The 18,253-nt window shown below is 70.6% G+C and carries 13 protein-coding genes; 6 read left to right on the top strand and 7 right to left on the bottom strand.

All coding sequences use genetic code 11. The features are described from left to right. Positions 1-12: 12 nt before the first annotated feature. Positions 13-1,143: an alkaline phosphatase family protein gene (locus tag FHX53_RS02895; protein ID WP_246335384.1), complete on the bottom strand. Its 1,131-nt coding sequence runs from the start codon at positions 1,141-1,143 to the stop codon at positions 13-15. Positions 1,144-1,155: 12 nt separating this feature from the next. Here FHX53_RS02895 and FHX53_RS02890 point away from each other — a divergent pair, with 12 nt between their 5' ends. Then, positions 1,156-3,621 (top strand): DNA gyrase/topoisomerase IV subunit A, encoded by a 2,466-nt coding sequence (locus tag FHX53_RS02890; protein ID WP_182489828.1) that lies wholly within the window; start codon positions 1,156-1,158, stop codon positions 3,619-3,621. 65 nt (positions 3,622-3,686) lie between these two features. Here the strand turns inward: FHX53_RS02890 and FHX53_RS02885 are convergent, their stop codons facing one another. Then, a complete protein-coding gene (locus tag FHX53_RS02885; protein WP_182489827.1) occupies positions 3,687-5,768 on the bottom strand; it encodes a DNA gyrase subunit B in 2,082 nt (693 codons plus the stop codon). A 253-nt stretch (positions 5,769-6,021) separates the two neighbouring features. On the opposite strand from FHX53_RS02885, the gene FHX53_RS02880 reads away from it, so the two are divergent. Beyond that, on the top strand, positions 6,022-6,243 hold the full coding sequence (locus tag FHX53_RS02880) for a DUF7455 domain-containing protein (RefSeq protein WP_182489826.1): 222 nt from the start codon (positions 6,022-6,024) through the stop codon (positions 6,241-6,243). 6 nt (positions 6,244-6,249) lie between these two features. Continuing rightward, entirely contained in the window at positions 6,250-7,269 is a 1,020-nt protein-coding gene (locus FHX53_RS02875) for a sugar-transfer associated ATP-grasp domain-containing protein (protein WP_182489825.1), read from the top strand. Between the two features lie 24 nt (positions 7,270-7,293). Here FHX53_RS02875 and FHX53_RS02870 read toward each other — a convergent pair whose 3' ends face one another. From FHX53_RS02870 to FHX53_RS02855, 4 genes are all read right to left on the bottom strand, one after another. Then, positions 7,294-7,995, bottom strand: coding sequence for a coenzyme F420-0:L-glutamate ligase (locus tag FHX53_RS02870; protein WP_182489824.1), 702 nt, complete (start codon positions 7,993-7,995; stop codon positions 7,294-7,296). 51 nt (positions 7,996-8,046) lie between these two features. Beyond that, positions 8,047-9,507 carry an RNA polymerase sigma factor gene (locus FHX53_RS02865; protein WP_182489823.1) on the bottom strand — a complete coding sequence of 487 codons (1,461 nt, stop codon included), beginning with the start codon at positions 9,505-9,507 and terminating at the stop codon, positions 8,047-8,049. Positions 9,508-9,627: 120 nt separating this feature from the next. After that, positions 9,628-10,953, bottom strand: coding sequence for an MFS transporter (locus FHX53_RS02860; protein WP_182489822.1), 1,326 nt, complete (start codon positions 10,951-10,953; stop codon positions 9,628-9,630). 27 nt (positions 10,954-10,980) lie between these two features. Beyond that, on the bottom strand, positions 10,981-11,907 hold the full coding sequence (locus tag FHX53_RS02855; RefSeq protein ID WP_182489821.1) for a proteasome assembly chaperone family protein: 927 nt from the start codon (positions 11,905-11,907) through the stop codon (positions 10,981-10,983). A gap of 113 nt (positions 11,908-12,020) precedes the next feature. Here FHX53_RS02855 and FHX53_RS02850 point away from each other — a divergent pair, with 113 nt between their 5' ends. The 3 genes from FHX53_RS02850 (at position 12,021) to sucB (ending at position 16,599) form a co-directional block, all read left to right on the top strand. After that, positions 12,021-13,514, top strand: a complete 1,494-nt coding sequence (locus FHX53_RS02850) for a leucyl aminopeptidase (RefSeq protein WP_182489820.1) — start codon at positions 12,021-12,023, stop codon at positions 13,512-13,514. A 95-nt stretch (positions 13,515-13,609) separates the two neighbouring features. Continuing rightward, a complete protein-coding gene (lpdA, locus tag FHX53_RS02845; RefSeq protein WP_182489819.1) occupies positions 13,610-14,983 on the top strand; it encodes a dihydrolipoyl dehydrogenase in 1,374 nt (457 codons plus the stop codon). Between the two features lie 47 nt (positions 14,984-15,030). Beyond that, a complete protein-coding gene (gene sucB, locus FHX53_RS02840) occupies positions 15,031-16,599 on the top strand; it encodes a 2-oxoglutarate dehydrogenase, E2 component, dihydrolipoamide succinyltransferase (RefSeq protein WP_182489818.1) in 1,569 nt (522 codons plus the stop codon). A 16-nt stretch (positions 16,600-16,615) separates the two neighbouring features. Here the strand turns inward: sucB and FHX53_RS02835 are convergent, their stop codons facing one another. After that, positions 16,616-18,193, bottom strand: coding sequence for a serine/threonine-protein kinase (locus FHX53_RS02835; protein ID WP_182489817.1), 1,578 nt, complete (start codon positions 18,191-18,193; stop codon positions 16,616-16,618). Between the last annotated feature and the right edge of the window lie 60 nt (positions 18,194-18,253).

Raw genomic sequence — 18,253 nt, 5'->3', positions numbered from 1 at the left:
CCGGCCTCGCGCTCAGAGCGCGAAGGCACCCCACCGCGCGAGCGGGATGCGGGTCTCCTCCGGGGAGAACGATCCGTGCTGGCCGACCATGGCGAGAGCGCGGGGGGTCGCCGTCCGTTCGTCGTAGTAGGCCACGCGGCTTCGCGCTGCGACGAGTACGTCACCGATCCGAGGCGCGACTTCGGGGGCGACGTGCCCGAACCAGTCCGCGGCGATCGCCTCGTCGCGGCTCACGATCCACGAACGCGAGCCCTCGGCGGCGCGCCAGCGAGCAAGCGCGCCCGCCGCATCGGCGTCCGGCTGGAGGGCCAGGTGCAGGCACCGCGGCTCCCCCGCCACATGGCGGACGCCGCTCCAGAGCGGGCTGCGCGCGTCGATCACGAGCCGCGCGTGCTCCGGGACGTCCAGCATGCCGTGATCCGCGGTGAGCAGCACGCCGGCATCACGCGGCACGCGCCTCGCGAGCGGCTCGAGAGCCGCGTCGAGCTCCTCGAGGCGCTCCATCCATCCGACCGATTCGCTGCCCTCTGCGTGCCCGACCATGTCGAGCTCCGGGACGTAGCAGTACACGAGCGTCGAACCGGGCGCCTCGAGGAGCGCGACCGTCGTGCGGATGCGGTCGGCGATCGACGACTCGGCGACGAAGCGGGCGCCCCTCAGCACGGCATCCGTGAAGCCCGTGTCGCGGTAGCGCTCCGAACCCACCACCACCGCGTCGATCCCGGATGCCGCGGCCGACTGGAACAGCGTCAGGTGCGGCTGCCACTCCGCCGGCCGCATCCCCTCGTCCCATCCGGTCAGCTGATTGACGACGCGGTCACCGGCACGATCCAGGGCCGAGTACCCCACCAGCCCGTGTTCGCCCGGCTGGAGACCGGTCGTGAGCGTGGCGAGCGCGGCAGCGGTCGTGGTCGGGAAGCCCGCGTCGATCGTGCCCCGCTTGCCGGCGATCGCGGCCATGAGTCTGCGGGCGTGACCGGACCGGGCGCGCAGCGCGGACATCCCGAGGCCGTCGACGAGGATGACGGCCGCGCTGCGCACGGGAGGCGTCGCAAGGCCGTTCTCCTCCCCGCGGATGGCCGCGAGAGAGCCGGTCAACACGTGCCCGAGTGACGGGGTGTCGCGTCGGGGCGCCGGTAGCATGGGGGCCATCCTATGACTCCCCCTCCTGCCCCCCGCTCGCCCCAGCCCGACCTCGACGAGACCCCCGGCGAACGCATCGACGACGTCGACCTCGCCGACGAGATGCAAGGGTCGTTCCTCGAGTACGCGTACTCGGTGATCTACTCGCGCGCGCTGCCCGATGCCAGGGACGGCCTCAAGCCGGTCCAGCGACGCATCCTCTACATGATGAGCGAGATGGGGCTCCGGCCAGACCGCGGCCACGTGAAGTCGGCGCGCGTCGTGGGCGAGGTCATGGGCAAGCTCCACCCGCACGGAGACGGCGCGATCTACGACGCGCTCGTCCGCATGGCCCAGGACTTCACGCTCCGCGTGCCGCTCATCGACGGGCACGGGAACTTCGGCTCGCTCGATGACGGCCCCGCGGCCTCGCGCTACACCGAGGCCAGGATGCGCGCCGCAGCTCTCGCGATGGTCGACGACCTGGATGAGGACGTCGTCGACTTCATCCCGAACTACGACAACCAGCTCGTGCAGCCGGCCGTGCTCCCGGCCGCATTCCCGAGCCTGCTCGTCAACGGCGCGAGCGGCATCGCCGTCGGCATGGCCACGAACATGGCCCCGCACAACCTCATCGAGGTCGCCAGCGCCGCGCGCCACCTGATCGAGAACCCGCAGGCAACACTCGAGGAGCTCATGGCCTTCGTGCCGGGGCCCGACCTTCCGACGGGCGGGACGATCATCGGGCTCGACGGCATCAAGGACGCCTACGCGACCGGACGCGGCTCGTTCAAGACTCGCGCGAAGGTCTCGATCGAGCCCGTCACGGCGCGCAAGACCGGCATCGTCGTCACCGAACTTCCCTACCTCGTCGGCCCCGAGAAGGTCATCGAGAAGATCAAGGACGGCGTCCAGTCGAAGAAGCTCGCGGGCATCAGCGACGTCACCGATCTCACCGACCGCAAGAACGGCCTGCGACTCGTCATCGGGGTCAAGACCGGCTTCAGCCCCGAGGCGGTGCTCGAGCAGCTCTACCGCTACACACCGCTGGAGGACGGCTTCTCGATCAACGCCGTCGCCCTCGTCGAGGGGCGCCCGCAGACGCTCGGGCTGCGCGAGCTCCTCCAGGTCTACGTCGACCATCGCATCGAGGTCGTGACGCGCCGCAGCCGCTACCGGCTCGCCCGCCGCCGCGAGCGCCTCCACCTCGTGGAGGGCCTGCTCATCGCGATCCTCGACATCGACGAGGTCATCCAGGTCATCCGCGCCTCCGACGACGCCGAGCAGGCGCGCGCGCGCCTCATGGACGTCTTCGATCTCAGCCAGCTCCAGAGCGACTACATCCTCGAGCTGCGCCTGCGCCGCCTCACGAAGTTCAGCCGCATCGAGCTCGAGGCGGAGCGCGACCAGCTGCTCGCGGAAATCGCGACGCTCGAGACGCTGCTCGCCGACCCGAGCCGCGTGCGCACCGTCGTGGGCGATGAGCTGGATGCCGTGGCCGACCGATTCGGAACGCCTCGACGGACGCTCCTGACCGAGGCGAACCCGTCCATCGCCGCGCCCCGCTCGCGCGGGGCGGCCCCGGTGCTCGAGATCGCCGACACGCCCTGCCGGGTGCTGCTGTCCACCACGGGTCGGGCAGTCCGCGTCGAGCTCTCGGACGAGTCGCCCCTCGTCGCACCCGCCCGCCGCAGCAAGCACGACGCGATCCTCTCCGCCGTCGACTCGACCGCGCGCGGCGACCTCGCCGCGATCACCTCGCGCGGCCGCTTCGTCCGTTTCACGCCCGTCGGGCTCCCCGGGGTTCCGGCCAACTCGCTCCAGCTCGGGGCGGGAGCGAGGCTGCGCGACTACATCGGCCTCACCGACGCGCGCGAGCGCATCATCGCGATCGTCGATCCCGCATCGTCGACCCCGCTGGCGCTCGGCACGCGGGACGGCACCGTCAAGCGCGTCTCCCCCGGCGGCTGGCCCGCGCGCCCCGATGGCGAGGTCATCGGGCTGAGGGCAGGCGATGAGGTGGTCGCCGCGTCTCCCGCCCCCGACGACGCCGAGCTCGTCTTCGTGACGTCGGATGCCCAGCTCCTGCATTTCGGGGCCGATCAGGTGCGCCCGCAGGGCCTGCCGGCCGGCGGCATGGCGGGAATCAAGCTCGGCGCCGGCGCCGGCGTGATCTGCTTCGGCGTGGTCGACCCCGCGACGGCGGAGGTCGTCACGGTGAGCGGCTCGACGCAGACGATCGCCGGCACCGACCCGGGCCGCGCGAAGGTGTCCGCGTTCTCCGAATTCCCCAGGAAGGGTCGCGCCACCAGCGGCGTCCGCGCGCATGCCCTCCTCAAGGGCGAGGATGCCCTGCAGCTCGCCTGGGTCGGCACCGACCCTCTCGCCGTCGGGGCCGACGGCTCAGCGCGCACGCTGCCTGCGGGCGGCGCGAAGCGCGACGGCTCGGGCGCTCCGCTCGACACCGTGGTCGGATCGATCGGCGCCCGGCTCTCCTGACGCGACGGGCGCGCCCGGCCGAGCCGGCGATCCGCCCGCTGACGGATCGGCGGCGAGCGATGGAGCTAGACGTCGATGCGGTCGCGGTTGAGACCCTGGCCGGCGATGATGAAATCCTTGCGCGGCGCGACGTCGTTGCCCATCAGGAGCTCGAAGACGCTCGAGGACATCTCCGCGTCGGTGACGCGCACGCGGCGCAGGGTGCGGTGCTTGCGGCTCATGGTCGTGTCGGCGAGCTGATCGGCGTCCATCTCACCGAGGCCCTTGTAGCGCTGGATCGGGTCCTGGTAGCGGCGCCCCGACTTCTTGAGCGCCGCGAGCACGCCCTGCAGCTCGGCCTCGCTGTACGTGTAGATCGTCTCGTTGGGCTTGGTGCCGGGGTTCATGACGACGACGCGGTGCAGCGGAGGCACGGCGGCGAACACGCGGCCCTCGTCGATCATCGGCCGCATGTAGCGGAAGAACAGCGTCAGCAGGAGCGTGCGGATGTGCGCGCCGTCGACGTCGGCGTCGCTCATGATGATGACCTTGCCGTACCGGGCCTGCGCGAGGTCGAACGAGCGGCCCGACCCGGCGCCGATCACCTGGATGATCGAGGCGCACTCGGCGTTCGAGAGCATGTCGCTCACCGAGGCCTTCTGGACGTTGAGGATCTTGCCGCGGATCGGCAGGAGCGCCTGGAACTCGCTGTCGCGCGCGAGCTTCGCGGTGCCGAGCGCGCTGTCTCCCTCGACGATGAAGAGCTCGCTCGCCTCGACGTCGTTCGATCGGCAGTCGACGAGCTTGGCCGGGAGCGACGAGCTCTCGAGCGCATTCTTGCGGCGCTGGGTCTCCTTGTGCGCGCGCGCCGAGATGCGGCTCTTCATCTCCGCGACCACCTTGTCGAGCAGGAGGGCGGTCTGCGCCTTGTCGTCGCGCTTAGTCGAGGCGAACCGCTCCTTGAGCGCCGACTGCAGCACCGAGGCGACGATCGCGCGCGCGGCGGGCGTGCCGAGCACCTCCTTGGTCTGGCCCTCGAACTGCGGCTCAGGAACGCGCACGGTGAGCACCGCGGTGAGCCCCGCCAGCACGTCGTCCTTCTCGAGCTTGTCGCTGCCGGCCTTCAGGCGGCGCGCGTTCTTCTCGACCTCCGCGCGCAGGGTCTTCAGCAGCCCCTGCTCGAACCCGGCCTGGTGGGTGCCGCCCTTGGGCGTGGCGATGATGTTGACGAAGCTGCGAAGCACGGTCTCGTAGCCCGTCCCCCACCGCAGCGCGATGTCGACGACGCACTCGCGCTCGAGCTCGGTGGGGGCCATGTGGCCGTTGGCCTGCAGAACGGGCACGGTCTCGGTGAAGGTCCCGGTTCCCTGGATGCGCCACGTGTCGGTCACGCCCGCGTCGGGGGCGAGGAACTCGGCGAACTCGCTGATGCCGCCGTCGTACCGGAACGCCTCGGTCACCGGCTCGTCACCGCGCTCGTCGGTGATCGAGATCGCGAGGCCGGGGACGAGGAAGGCGGTCTGGCGCGCGCGCCCCACGAGGTCATCCGTCTGGAAGGCCGCTCCGCGGCTGAAGATCTGCGAGTCGGCCCAGTAGCGGATGCGCGTCCCCGTGACGTTCTTCCCCACCTTGCCGACGACGCGGAGCTCGCTGTTGTCGGTGAAAGGGGTGAATGGGGCATCGGGGCGAGGGCCGTCCGGCCCGTCGGCGAACACGCCCGGCTCGCCGCGATGGAACGACATCGCCCAGGTCTTGCCCCCGCGATCGACCTCGACGTCGAGGCGCTCGGAGAGCGCGTTGACGACCGATGCGCCGACGCCGTGGAGCCCACCCGACGCCGCGTAGGAACCCGACCCGAACTTGCCGCCCGCGTGCAGCTTCGTGAACACGACCTCGACGCCCGACAGGCCGGTCTTCGGCTCGATGTCGACGGGGATGCCGCGAGCCCGGTCGCGCACCTCGACGCTGCCGTCGCGGTGCAGGTGCACGTCGATCGTGTCGCCATGGCCGCCGAGCGCCTCGTCGACGGAGTTGTCGATGATCTCCCACAGGCAGTGCATGAGCCCGCGCGAGTCGGTCGAGCCGATGTACATGCCGGGGCGCTTCCGCACGGCCTCGAGACCCTCCAGGACGGAGAGGTGGTGGGCGGTGTAATCGGACTGGGCCACGGGTGGGTGCCTCGCGATGCTCGTGAATCAGGATGCCTCGGGCGCGCCCGGCGACGAGCCCACGACAGCCTAAACCGCCATGCCGTCGCGGCCTGCCTCCCACGCCCTGCCGCGCCGCACCGGCCGCTTGCATGTTCGCCCTCCCCTACGCGTTCAGCGAAATGGCGGCCGAATGGCACCGATCCACTGGTCGCGTGTGTTCGAATAGGGATCACCAGGCACCACGACGAATCAAGGAAGTGAGGGACACCCCATGACGCAGCTCACCACCGAGAGCCCCGGGATCGTCGTCGCGCAGCCGCTCACCGTCGCCGACCGCTGCGACAGTTGCGGTGCTCAGGCCTACGTACGCGTGACCCTGGCCACGGGCGAGCTCCTGTTCTGCGCCCACCACGCCGCGCGCTTCAAGGAGAAGCTGAGCACGGCGGCGCTCGCCTGGCACGACGAGACCGACCGCCTGACGGCCGACGCCTAGGCCCGCGTGGCAGGGCTCGGCTGGAGCCGGCGATTCCGGTACCTCGCCAGGCGCGCCGCGGCGATCGACACCGCGAACCTCTCCCGGCTCGCCGGTCGCATCGCGTCATCGACCGGGCGGCCGAAGCCGGTCATCCTCGGCGACATGCTGTGGTCGTCGGTTCGGCACGAGACGGGCTTCCAGGACTACTACGACTGGGACTTCCATCTGCTGAGCCGTCGCGAGCGTCGCACCTTCATGACGCACCCGAAGTCGAACCATCTCGCCCAGAAGCTCAACAGTCCCCAGCATCGCTCGCTGTTCGCCGACAAGTCGCGGTTCAATGCGCGATTCGCCTTTGCGCTGCGCCGTGAGTGGCTAGACCTGCGCACGGCGACCGCCGGTGAGCTCGCCGAGTTCCTCGCGCGCCACGATCGCGTGATGGCGAAGGTGGCGGACAGCCTCGGGGGCGACGGGATCCGGGCGTTCTCGACCGCGGACATCCGCGACCCGGAGGCCTGGCGCGCCGACCGACTGGCCGCCAGACAGGTCCTGCTGGAGGAGTTCCTTAGTCAGCACCCGGTCATGGCGTCGCTCAACCACTCGTCCGTCAACACCCTGCGCATCATCACCTTCCGCGATGACCAGGACGGCGTGCACACCCTCGCGCGCACGCTCAAGATGGGCAACGGCGGCGACGTCGACAACTTCAGCGATGGCGGCATGTACACGATGCTCGACGAGCACGGCGTCGCCCACCACCCCGCTTTCGACGGGGACGGCCGGGTGTTCGCCGTCCATCCGCTGTCCGGGACGTCGATCGTCGGCTTCCAGGTGCCCCTGTGGGAGGCGGTCTGCGCGCTCGTCGAGCGGCTCGCGCGCGAAGTGCCTGAGATCCCCTACGTGGGATGGGACATCGCGATCACACCGGGCGGCCCCGCCGTCATCGAGGGCAACTACAACACGGGCGTTTTCCAGCTCAAGCCGAGCGTGACGGGCGTGCGTGAAGGCCTGCTGCCGGTCTACCAGCGCGCGATCGGGTTCTGACGACCCGACCACGTCCGCCGCGAGCTAGTCGACGGGTCGGATCACGCCCAGCGGGGTCGACTGGTGACCCTGACCGAGCGGGTTGTCGGACAGGATGCGCGCCAGTCGCGCGTGACCGGCCTTCGGAACGGTCGCGCCGAGGATGTTGCCCCCGAAGTCGTTGATGTCGACGATCGCCACGTCGGCGATGTCGCCGAGAGCAGCCTTGATCTCCGCGGCCACGGCATCCGGCTGGTCGGGCACCAGCACGACCTGCGTGTTGTACGGCGGGATCGTGTGCTGAGTCGGGCCGTCGATGCCGCGCGCCTTGGGGCCGGCGATCCGGTAGAAGTCGCCCTTGCGCCCGAGCGCCTTCGACACCGCGGCCACTGCGGCCGCGAAGAGGATGCGCGGGGTCCCGACCTCACGGAGCGCCATCTCCATGGTCTCCGGCATGCCGAGACCGATCCCGTGCGACGTCTTCGTCACGTACTTCGACAGCGTGTGCGCGAGCGGACGCGCCTGGATGTCGCTGACGGGGTACGACCTGCCCTGCGTGATCGCGACGATCTTCTCGGTCACGAAGAGCACGTCCCCCGGCTGGACGACATCGGAGGCGTAGCGCGTGACGACCTCGATGATGTCCTCCCCCGCGACGACGACGTGCGTTCTGATGGGGATGCGCTGCCAGCGCTGCCCGTCGATATCGACTTCGAGCGCCTTGCCCTCGTTCGCCTGAGCGGTCATGCCGGTTCTCCCTCGCGATGCGCGTGTCGGATGTCGTGGGGCTCGTGCTGCCTACTCGAGGTAGTCACGCAGCGCCTGCGAGCGCGACGGGTGCCGCAGCTTCGCCATGGTCTTCGACTCGATCTGGCGGATCCGCTCGCGCGTGACACCGAAGGTGTCGCCAATCTGGTCGAGAGTCTTGGGCATTCCGTCGCCGAGGCCGAAGCGCATGCGGATCACGCCAGCCTCGCGCTCGGAGAGCGAGTCGAGAAGACTCTCGAGCTGCTTCTGCAGCATCGTGAAGCCCACTGCGTCGGCCGGCACGACCGCCTCGGTGTCCTCGATGAGATCACCGAACTCGCTGTCGCCGTCCTCGCCGAGCGGCGTGTGCAGCGAGATCGGCTCGCGGCCGTACTTCTGCACCTCGATGACCTTCTCGGGCGTCATGTCGAGCTCGCGGCTGAGCTCCTCGGGCGTGGGCTCGCGGCCCAGGTCCTGGAGCATCTGCCGCTGGACGCGGGCAAGCTTGTTGATGACCTCGACCATGTGCACGGGGATGCGGATCGTGCGGGCCTGGTCGGCCATCGCGCGGGTGATCGCCTGACGGATCCACCACGTGGCGTACGTCGAGAACTTGAAGCCCTTGGTGTAGTCGAACTTCTCCACGGCGCGGATGAGACCGAGGTTGCCCTCCTGGATCAGGTCGAGGAACTGCATCCCGCGACCGGTGTATCGCTTGGCGAGCGAGACCACGAGACGGAGATTCGCACCCAGGAGGTGGTTCTTCGCGCGCTGGCCGTCCTTCGCGACCCAGGCGAGCTCGCGGCCCAATTGGGTGCGCTTCTCCTTGTCGCTCATCTGACCGAGCTTCTCCTCGGCGAACAGGCCGGCCTCGATGCGCATCGCGAGCTCGACCTCCTCAGCGGCGTTGAGGAGGGGAACCTTGCCGATCTGCTTCAGGTAGTCCTTGACCGGGTCGGCGGTCGCGCCGGTGATGGTCGAGGAGTAGACCGGCACCTCGTCGTCGTCCTTCATCGAGAGGACGATGGCGTCCGTCGGATGCACGGCGACCGGAGCGGTGTCCTCACCGTTCTCATCGGAGTCATCCGAATCAGCCGCGTCATCGCTCGAGTCATCGGTCGGCGCCACGACGACCTCCACGTCCGCGACCTCGACATCGGCGCTCTCGTCGATCTGAGCGGGCTCGTCGTCGTCGCCGGACTTCGCTGCCTTCGTCACTGCGGCCTTGCTCGCCGGGGTCTTGCGCGGCGCGGCGGGCTTCTTGGCGGCCGTCTTCTTGGCGGCAGGCTTCGCGACCGCCGGAGCGGTTGCGACGTCGGCGACCTCGAGAGCCTCGCTCTCCACGGCACCGGCCGCGGGCTTCGCCGCGGTGGTCTTCCTCGCCGCGGGGGCCTTCTTCGCAGCGGTCGTCGGGGCGGCAGCGGTCTTCGCGGCAGTCGTCTTCGAGGCGGTGGTCGTTCGGGTTGCCATTCGGACCCTCTTTTCCGTTCTCCGGGCAGTACAACGACCCATGTCAAGTCGCTGATCCCGCGCGCTCCGGAGGAGCGGATGAGAATGGGCGACCTACCGGGTCGTGAGCGTCAAGTATCGCACAACTCCGGGGTTCGACCGTGCACGGGAGCGAAGTGCCCCTCAACCGCCGCGCTTCTCCCGGCGGCCACGTCGGCGACGGGCGATGGCGAGCCAGAGCGGGGCCACGGCGATCCCCTCCTCCTCGACGAGCAGACGACGAGCGCGCCCCCGAGCGACGAGCATGGCGATGACCGTCCCGGCGACCACCGGGTACTGCACGGCGAACGCGAGCCGGAAGCTCTCCCATGAATAGAGCTGCTCAGGATCGGCGCTGTCGCTCAATCGATCCAGGATGAGACCGACAAGCAGGAGCAGGATGACCGCGGTCGCGAACCCGCCCACGTTGACGAACCCGGACGCCCCGCCCTGACTCGTCGGAGGGTTGAAGGTTCGGGCGAAGTCGAAGCCGATCAGCCCGCCCGGACCCCCCACTGCGAGCACGACGAGCAGCGCGACGACGGCCGCCAGGGGTGGCTTGTCCGGCCAGAGCAGGACCACGGCCCACGCCGCGGCGGTCAGAGCGACGATCAGCAGGACGACGTTCGATCGGCGATAGGGATATCGGGCGGACAGAAGGCCGATGATCGGCCCGCCGATCGCGCCGGCGACGACGACGATGCTGAGCAGGGCGGCGGCGCTCGCGGTGCCGTACCCCAGCCCGACCGACAGCGCCGGGAACCCCCAGAGGATCACGAACATTGTCGCACTCGCCTGACTGGACGCGTGCGCCCAGAACCCCAGGCGGGTGCCGGGCCGCTTGAGACTCTCGCCGAGCTGCGAGATCGCGATGCGGAAGGTCGCGGCGCGGAGCCTCTCGGCTCCATCGGGCGTGTCGCGCACGCCGAGCCAGACCGCGACGCTCGCGACGGTGGAGATCGCGGCGAGCGCGATGAACGACGACGACCAGCCGAGGTCGCGGAGCGCGAGGGCGAGCGGGATGGCCGACAGCAGCTGCCCGGTCTGCCCGAGCGTTCCGACCCACTGGGAGAGAAGAGGAAGACGGCGCGGGGAGAACCACGCCCCGAGGAGGCGGAGGACGGAGATGAACGTCATCGCATCGCCCGCGCCGACGAGGACCCGCCCGACGACGGCGAGCTCGATGCCGGGCGCGAGCGCGAGGACGAGCTGCCCGATCGCCATGACCGTCGCGCCGACGCCGATCAGCGCGCGCGGCCCGAAGCGGTCGACGAGCACGCCGACCGGGATCTGGAGGGCGGCGTAGACCAGCAGCTGCAGAACGGCAAGAGATGAGAGCGCGGTCGCATCGAGGACGAATCGCTCTGTCGCGTCGACACCGGCGACGCCGAGAGAGGTGCGCTGCAGGACGGCGACGATGTACGCGAGCCCGCCGATGACGAGCACGACGATCGCGCGGCGGGAGTCCACGCTCTCAGCGTAGGCGGAGACCGGTGATCAGTCGGAGGCGGGGTCGTCGTCGCTCGACCGGCGGAACGCCAGGAACTTCTCGAGCTCGGCCGCGATCGCGTCTGCGCTCGGCAGCTCGCCGTCCTCGTCCGTCAGAGGCGACCGCAACGGGTTGTCCTCCATATAGCTGTCGTGACGCTCCTCGAGCGTGCCTACGAGGCGCGCGAGCTCGGTGTTGCCCTCGACCTGCGACGCGATCTTCGCGAGGAAGTCGCGGCCCTCCTCGCGGAGGCGATCCGTCGGGAAGAGCAGGCCCGTCGCCGCCGTGATGCTCTCGAGAGCTGTAACCGCGGCGGAGGGGAACTCGGTGTCGGCGAGATAGTGCGGGACGAGCAACACGAACCCGACGACGGGAAGCCCGCGCTGCTGGAGCCGGAACTCGAGCAGGTGCAGCGCGTTGCCCGGCACCTGAGTGCGCGGACGCCAGATGGAGAGGGACTCGATGAGGTCCTCCCGGTTCCCGCTCACAGTGACGCCAATGGGGCGGGTGTGCGGGACGGGCATCGGGATCGCGTTGACCCAGGTCGTGGACGTCACCTCGAAGCGCTCGATGATGTCCATGACCGCCTGCGTGAAGCCCTCCCACTGGAAGTCGGGCTCGTAGCCGCTGAGCAGGAGGAAGGGAGAGCCCAGCTCGTCCGTGACGAGGCGCACGGCGAGCGACGGCATCGTGTACTCCGCGATCCGGGTCTCATCGAAGTAGAGGACGGGCCTGCGAGCGCGCCAGTCGAGAAGCTCGTCGTTGTCGAACACGACGACGTCGCGGTGCTCCAGCTCCGACACCAGATACTCCGTGACCTGGCCGACGGCTGTTCCCGCGTCGGAGAAGCCGGTCAGTCCGGCGACGAGCGGAAGCCCGCGCGGCACCTCGTGATCCGCCATGACGACGGAGTACAGAGACGAGGGTTCGCGCATGGTTCCAGGGTACGCGGGGCGTCCCGACGGAGCCGACGCGCGGGACCTGCCGAGAGCGAACAGGGCGCGCCACGCCCCGAATCGGCCGGAATCGCCGCGAATAGGATGGCCGCATGACCGCTCCTGCACTCTCCGTTTCCGCCGTGCCCGCCCACGACCTCCAGACCGACGTTCTCGTCGTCGGCATCGTGAAGTCGCCGGAGGGTCCGCGGATCGAGGGGCCGCTCGCCGAGGCCCTCTCCGGACTCGGCTCCGGCCTCGCCGCGCTGGGGCTGACGGGCGCGATCGACGAGACCTCTCGACAGATCGCACCGGAGGGCGTAGTGGCGTCGAGCCTTCTCCTGGTCGGGCTCGGTGCGTCCCCCGCGACGCCGGACTCGCTCCGCAGCGCGGCCGGCACCGCCGCGCGAGCGCTGAGCGGGGCATCCCGTCTCGCATTCGCTCTGCCGATGTCCGACGCGGCTGACGTCCAGGCCGTGCTCGAGGGCGCCGCGCTCGGCGCGTACCGATACTCGGAGTACCGCTCCGGAGACGCACCCGCTGCCGTCTCCGAGATCCTGGCCGCGACGGACGTCGACGGGGCGGATGCCGCCCTCGAGCGGGCGCGCATCGTCGCTGAGGCGGTCGTTGTCGTCCGCGATCTCGTGAACACCCCTCCGAACGACCTCTACCCGGAGAGCTTCGCGGCCCGGGCTCGCGAGCTGGCAGTCGAGGCGCCTGTGGAGATCCAGGAGTGGGATGTGCCTGCGCTCCAGGAGGGTCGCTTCGGCGGCATCCTGGGCGTGGGGCAGGGCTCGTCTCGGCCGCCGCGGCTCGTCGCCGTCCGATACGCCCCCGATGGCGCGTCTCAGCACCTCGCTCTCGTCGGAAAGGGCATCACGTTCGACTCGGGTGGGCTCTCCCTCAAGCCCGCCGCCGCGATGGTCGGCATGAAGTACGACATGACGGGCGCTGCGACCGTGCTCGCCGCGACGATCGCGATCGCGAAGCTCGGGCTGCCGATCCGCGTGACCGCCTGGCTCTGCCTCGCCGAGAACCTGCCGTCGTCCACGGCGATGCGCCCCAACGACGTGCTGACGATCCGCGGCGGGACGACGGTCGAGGTGCTCAACACCGACGCCGAGGGCCGCCTCGTGCTCGCGGACGGGCTCGTCGCTGCGAGCGAGGAGCACCCCGACGCGATCATCGACGTCGCGACGCTCACCGGTGCCGCGCGCGTCGCGCTCGGCGACCGCTACGCCGCCCTCATGGGGTCCGACGATCTCGTGCGCGAGGTGCAGGAGGCCGCGGCCGAGACGGGCGAGCTCGTCTGGCCGATGCCGCTGCCCGCCGACCTGCGGACGATCCTGCAGAGCGATGTGGCGGACATCGCCAACGCCAAGCCGGGGAACACGTCGGCGGGCATGCTTCTCGCGGGCATCTTTCTGCAGGAGTTCGTCGGACGCACAGGCGACGACCAGGATGCGCCGCGCATCCCCTGGGCGCACCTCGACATCGCCGGCCCCGCCAGCAACGGAGGATCCGGCTACGGCTGGACTCCCAAGGGGCCGTCGGGCGTGACCGTGAGACTGCTCGTGAAGCTCGCGGAGCGGCAGGCCGGTCAGTAGTAGGCTCGTCGGCGGTGCGTGATGCGTGCCGCCCTCCAGGTCGACTGCCACCGTCTAGATCGGCCTCCGCACGAATCCTCAAGGGAGTCTCCTCGGTGTCGGAACACACTTTTGATCTCGTCATCCTCGGTGCCGGCAGTGGCGGCTACGCGGCCGCCCTCCGCGCCAGCCAGCTCGGCATGACCGTCGGCCTGATCGAGAAGCACAAGGTGGGGGGCACCTGCCTCCACGTCGGCTGCATCCCCACGAAGGCGCTGCTGCACGCGGCCGAGGTCGCGGACGCGGCCCGCGACTCCGCGAAGTTCGGAGTCCGCGCGACGCTCGAGGGCATTGACGTTCCCGCCGTCACCGCGTACCGCGAGGGGATCATCGCGAGCAAGTACAAGGGGCTCCAGGGGCTCATCAAGGCGCGCGGCATCACGACGATCGAGGGAGAGGGCCGACTGACGTCGCCGACGACCGTTCAGGTCGGCGAGCAGACGATCACGGGCAAGAACGTCATCCTGGCGACCGGCTCCTACTCCCGGAGCCTCCCCGGTCTCGAGATCGGCGGACGCGTGATCACGTCGGAGCAGGCGCTCCAGCTCGACTACGTGCCCAAGAAGGTCGCCGTCCTCGGCGGCGGCGTCATCGGCGTCGAGTTCTCGAGCGTCTGGCGCTCGTGGGGCGCCGAGGTCGTCATCATCGAGGCGCTGCCCCACCTCGTCCCCAACGAGGACGAGGCGATCTCCAAGCAGTTCGAGCGCGCCTACCGCAAGCGCGGCATCGACTTCAAGCTCGGCGTCCGCTTCCAGGGAGTGACTCAGGACGACAACGGCGTCGTGGTGACGCTCGAGAGCGGTGAGACCATCGAGGCGGACCTCCTCCTCGTCGCCGTCGGCCGCGGGCCGATGACCGCGAATCTCGGGTTCGAGGAGGTCGGCGTCGCGATGGACCGCGGCTTCGTCCTGACCGACGAGCGCCTGCGGACGAACGTCCCGGGCGTGTACGCCGTCGGCGACATCGTGCCGGGCCTGCAACTCGCGCACCGCGGGTTCCAGCACGGAATCTTCGTGGCCGAGGAGATCGCTGGCCTCCAGCCCGTCGTCATCAGCGACGTGAACGTCCCCAAGGTGACCTACTCCGAGCCCGAGGTCGCGTCCGTCGGCCTCACCGAGGCGAAGGCCAAGGAGCAGTACGGCGAGGCTCAGATCGCGTCGTACGACTACAACCTCGCCGGCAACGGCAAGAGCCACATACTCGAGACCGCCGGCATCATCAAGGTCATCCGCGTCGTCGACGGACCGGTCGTCGGCGTCCACATGATCGGCGCCCGCGTCGGCGAGCTCATCGGCGAGGCGCAGCTCGCGGTGAACTGGGACGCGCACCCCGAGGACATCGCTCCCCTGCTCCACGCGCACCCGACGCAGAACGAGGCGCTCGGCGAGGCCTTCCTCGCCCTCGCCGGCAAGCCCCTGCACGGCATCTGATCCGCCCATAAGCTGAACAACCACCGGTTTCCAAAGGAGCATCACTGATGAGCGAATCCGTCAACCTCCCGGCGCTCGGCGAGAGCGTCACCGAGGGCACGGTCACCCGCTGGCTGAAGAACGTGGGCGACCGCGTCGAGGTCGACGAGCCGCTGCTCGAGGTGTCGACCGACAAGGTCGACACCGAGATCCCGTCCCCCGTGGCCGGGGTGATCGAGGAGATCCTCGTCGCGGAGGACGAGACCGTCGAGGTCGGCACCCCGCTGGTGCGGATCGGCGACGGCAGCGGCGGCGGAGATGCCGCTCCCGCGGAGGCCGCCGAGGCCCCTGCGGAGCCCGCACCCGTTGACGCTGCTCCTGAGCCCGAGGCGGCTCCCGCCGCAGAGCCCGCGGCGGAGCCCGCTCACGCGCCGACCCCCGCCGCCGAGCCTGCGGCGGCGCCCGAGGCCCCCGCGCAGCAGGCGGAGGCCCCCGCCGAGAGCGCCGCTCGGCCCTCGACCGAGACTCCCGAGCCCGCTGCCACGGAGGCTCCGGCGGCGCAGCCGTCGACCGAGGCGCCCGCTCCCGCCGCGCCGCCTGCAGCCGCTCCCCCTGCCGCTGCTCCCCCTGCCGTGGCCGCGCCTGCGGCGCAGCCCGCGGAGGAGGCGCCCGCCGCAGCTCCCGCACAGGCCGACAGCGCCGATGCTCAGGACGCCGGCGACGCGACCGGCACGTCGGGGTACATCACGCCCATCGTGCGCAAGCTCGCGCAGGAGAAGGGCGTCGACCTCTCGAGCGTGACCGGCACGGGCGTCGGCGGCCGGATCCGCCGCCAGGACGTGATCGCCGCGGCGGAGGCCGCCCCTGCCGCGTCCGGCACGGCCCCCGCCGCCGCGCCGCGAGCGCCGGCCGAGGTCTCCCCCCTCCGGGGCACCACGGTGCAGATGTCGCGACTGCGCAAGGTCATCGCCGAGCGCGCGGTGGCATCGATGCAGTCGACCGCTCAGCTCACCACGGTCGTCGAGGTCGATGTCACGAAGGTCGCCACCCTGCGCACCGCGGTGAAGGATGAGTTCCAGAAGGCGACGGGCGTCAAGCTCTCGTTCCTCCCCTTCTTCGCCAAGGCTGCGACCGAGGCGCTCCGATCGTTCCCGATCATCAACGCCACAGTGGACGGCGACTCCATCGTCTACCCCGAGACGGAGAACCTCTCCATCGCGGTGGACACCGAGCGCGGGCTGCTGACCCCGGTCGTGCGCAACGCCGGAGACAAGTCGATCGCCGACCTCGCCAAGGACATCGCCGACCTCGCCGCTCGCACGCGCGACAACCAGCTCAAGCCGGACGAACTGGCGGGCGGCACCTTCACGCTCACCAACACCGGCTCGCGCGGCGCTCTGTTCGACACGCCCGTCGTCTTCCTGCCGCAGGTCGCCATCCTCGGCACCGGAGTCGTCGTGAAGAAGCCGGCGGTCGTGACCGTCGACGGCGCCGATGCCATCGCGATCCGCTCCACGGTGTACCTGGCTCTGTCGTACGACCACCGCATCGTCGACGGTGCCGATGCCGCGCGTTTCCTCAGCGCGGTGAAGGCGCGCCTCGAGGACGCCGACTTCGACGGCGACCTCGGCATCTAGCCGGGCTCCGAACCGCTCAGGGCATCACTGCCCGAACGCGCCATCCGGCCTCGCTCCTCACCACGAGGAGCGAGGCCGTCGCCGTCTCGCCGTCCAGCAGATCGACGAGCGCGGCCGCTCCCATCCGGTCGACGACGACGAGTTCCCCATCGCGTGCCGCCCAGGTGCGCATGCCGGATCCTGATCCGGGCCCGGTCGTCGACAGCGCTGATTCCCCGCTTGCGAGCGTCTCCTCCGCGGAGGATCCGGGGTGGGCCACGCGGGCGATGCAGTCCTCCGACGGCGCATCCGCGCACGCGAGCCAGCGATCGACGAGGGCCCCGACCAACGGCCGCCACTGCTCCGCTTCGGGCGACGCGAGCGCTTCGGGCATGCTCTGCTCGGTCCCCTCCGGAGCGTCCGGCGGCGCGACCTGGGCCGGCTGATCCGGAAGCGGCGCATCACTGCCGCCGCTCGATGCCGCTGGGGGCTCGGCGCGAGCGGTGGTGACGGGGGGCGTCTCCGCCGCCGCGAGGACGGCGGCTGCGAAGAGCGCGAGTGCGCCGAGAGCGCCGGCGATCACCACGCCGCGTCGTGGCCGGCTCACGAGCGACGCCCGGGAACGACCGCGCGAAGCCCGCGCCCACCGATCTCGCAGCGCTCCACCGAGTACGGCCGCCGCGGTGTCGACAGGTGCAGCCAGGCCGACGGGAAGGCCGAGGGCGGTCGAGATCCGCCCGACCGGACCGACGGCACCGCTGCGCGTCCCATCCGCCGTGGCGGCCCCCACCTCCCGGACAGCCGTCGTCGCGGCGATCGGCATGGCGGATGGGTGCTCGAGCGGCGACGCCTGCGGTCGGGGCGGGTCAGTCAGGAGATCGAGCGGCAGAGGAGCCGCGCAGTCGAAGAGTGCGAGCTCGACCGCGCCAGGTTCGGATGCCGAGGAGAGCGCGGCCATGACGGCGTCGCGCTCGCGCGCGTCGACGAGCTCGACGAGCGACGCGCCGAAGGCGAGAAGAGCGTCGCGGTCCGCACGGATCGACGGCTCGCGGTCGCGGAAGCGCGCGGGCAGAGGGGCCGCGACGGAGGCCGCTCCGAGCGCCACGAGCACCGGCGCACCGCTCCTGTCGATTCGGATTCCCGAGGCATCCAGGCGGCCGACTGTGGCGCCGACCTCGTGAGCGGCATCGAGGAGTGCGGCGATCGGAGCGAGGATCGTCGTGACGTGGCCGGCACGAAGCTCCCCCGAGGATCGAGCCAGGAGGTCGCTCAGGAGCGGCCCCACGACGGCGCCGACGACGGCGACGGGCCGGCCGGAGCGGGAGGTCGCGACATCCAGGAGCTCGGGGACGTGCCGCCCTGACAGTCGCTCGCGCGCGCCGATCTCGGCGTCGATGCGCAGATCCGACGCGGAACCGCGGAAGGACCGGAGCACGACGGTCTCGTCGCCTCCGCGCGCGAGCCAGGTCACCACCTCCTCGTCCTTCCCGAGACGCCTGACCAGTCGATAGCCGCCGATGACGGCGGCGCCGTCCTGATGGTGCTCGGTCGAGACGGTCGGAGCCCACCGGGACGGTCGATCGGCACGGTCACCGGCGGGCACGAAGCGGGTCATGACCGACAGAGTGCCCAGCATCCCGCACCCGCGGGCGGTGCCGATCCGTCCTGGGGACGG

The sequence above is a fragment of the Microcella alkalica genome (genome assembly GCF_014137945.1).
Lineage (GTDB): Bacteria > Actinomycetota > Actinomycetes > Actinomycetales > Microbacteriaceae > Microcella > Microcella alkalica.
The sequence above is the reverse complement of the archived record's forward strand: the minus strand, read 5'-3'. Positions and strand labels throughout refer to the sequence as shown.

Coding starts and splice junctions, on each gene's coding strand:
- FHX53_RS02895 (WP_246335384.1), bottom strand. CDS start 1,143: ATGCTACCGGCGCCCCGACGCGACACCCCGTCACTCGGGCACGTGTTG.
- FHX53_RS02890 (WP_182489828.1), top strand. CDS start 1,156: ATGACTCCCCCTCCTGCCCCCCGCTCGCCCCAGCCCGACCTCGACGAG.
- FHX53_RS02880 (WP_182489826.1), top strand. CDS start 6,022: ATGACGCAGCTCACCACCGAGAGCCCCGGGATCGTCGTCGCGCAGCCG.
- FHX53_RS02870 (WP_182489824.1), bottom strand. CDS start 7,995: ATGACCGCTCAGGCGAACGAGGGCAAGGCGCTCGAAGTCGATATCGAC.
- FHX53_RS02865 (WP_182489823.1), bottom strand. CDS start 9,507: ATGGGTCGTTGTACTGCCCGGAGAACGGAAAAGAGGGTCCGAATGGCA.
- FHX53_RS02855 (WP_182489821.1), bottom strand. CDS start 11,907: ATGCGCGAACCCTCGTCTCTGTACTCCGTCGTCATGGCGGATCACGAG.
- FHX53_RS02850 (WP_182489820.1), top strand. CDS start 12,021: ATGACCGCTCCTGCACTCTCCGTTTCCGCCGTGCCCGCCCACGACCTC.
- sucB (WP_182489818.1), top strand. CDS start 15,031: ATGAGCGAATCCGTCAACCTCCCGGCGCTCGGCGAGAGCGTCACCGAG.
- FHX53_RS02835 (WP_182489817.1), bottom strand. CDS start 18,193: ATGACCCGCTTCGTGCCCGCCGGTGACCGTGCCGATCGACCGTCCCGG.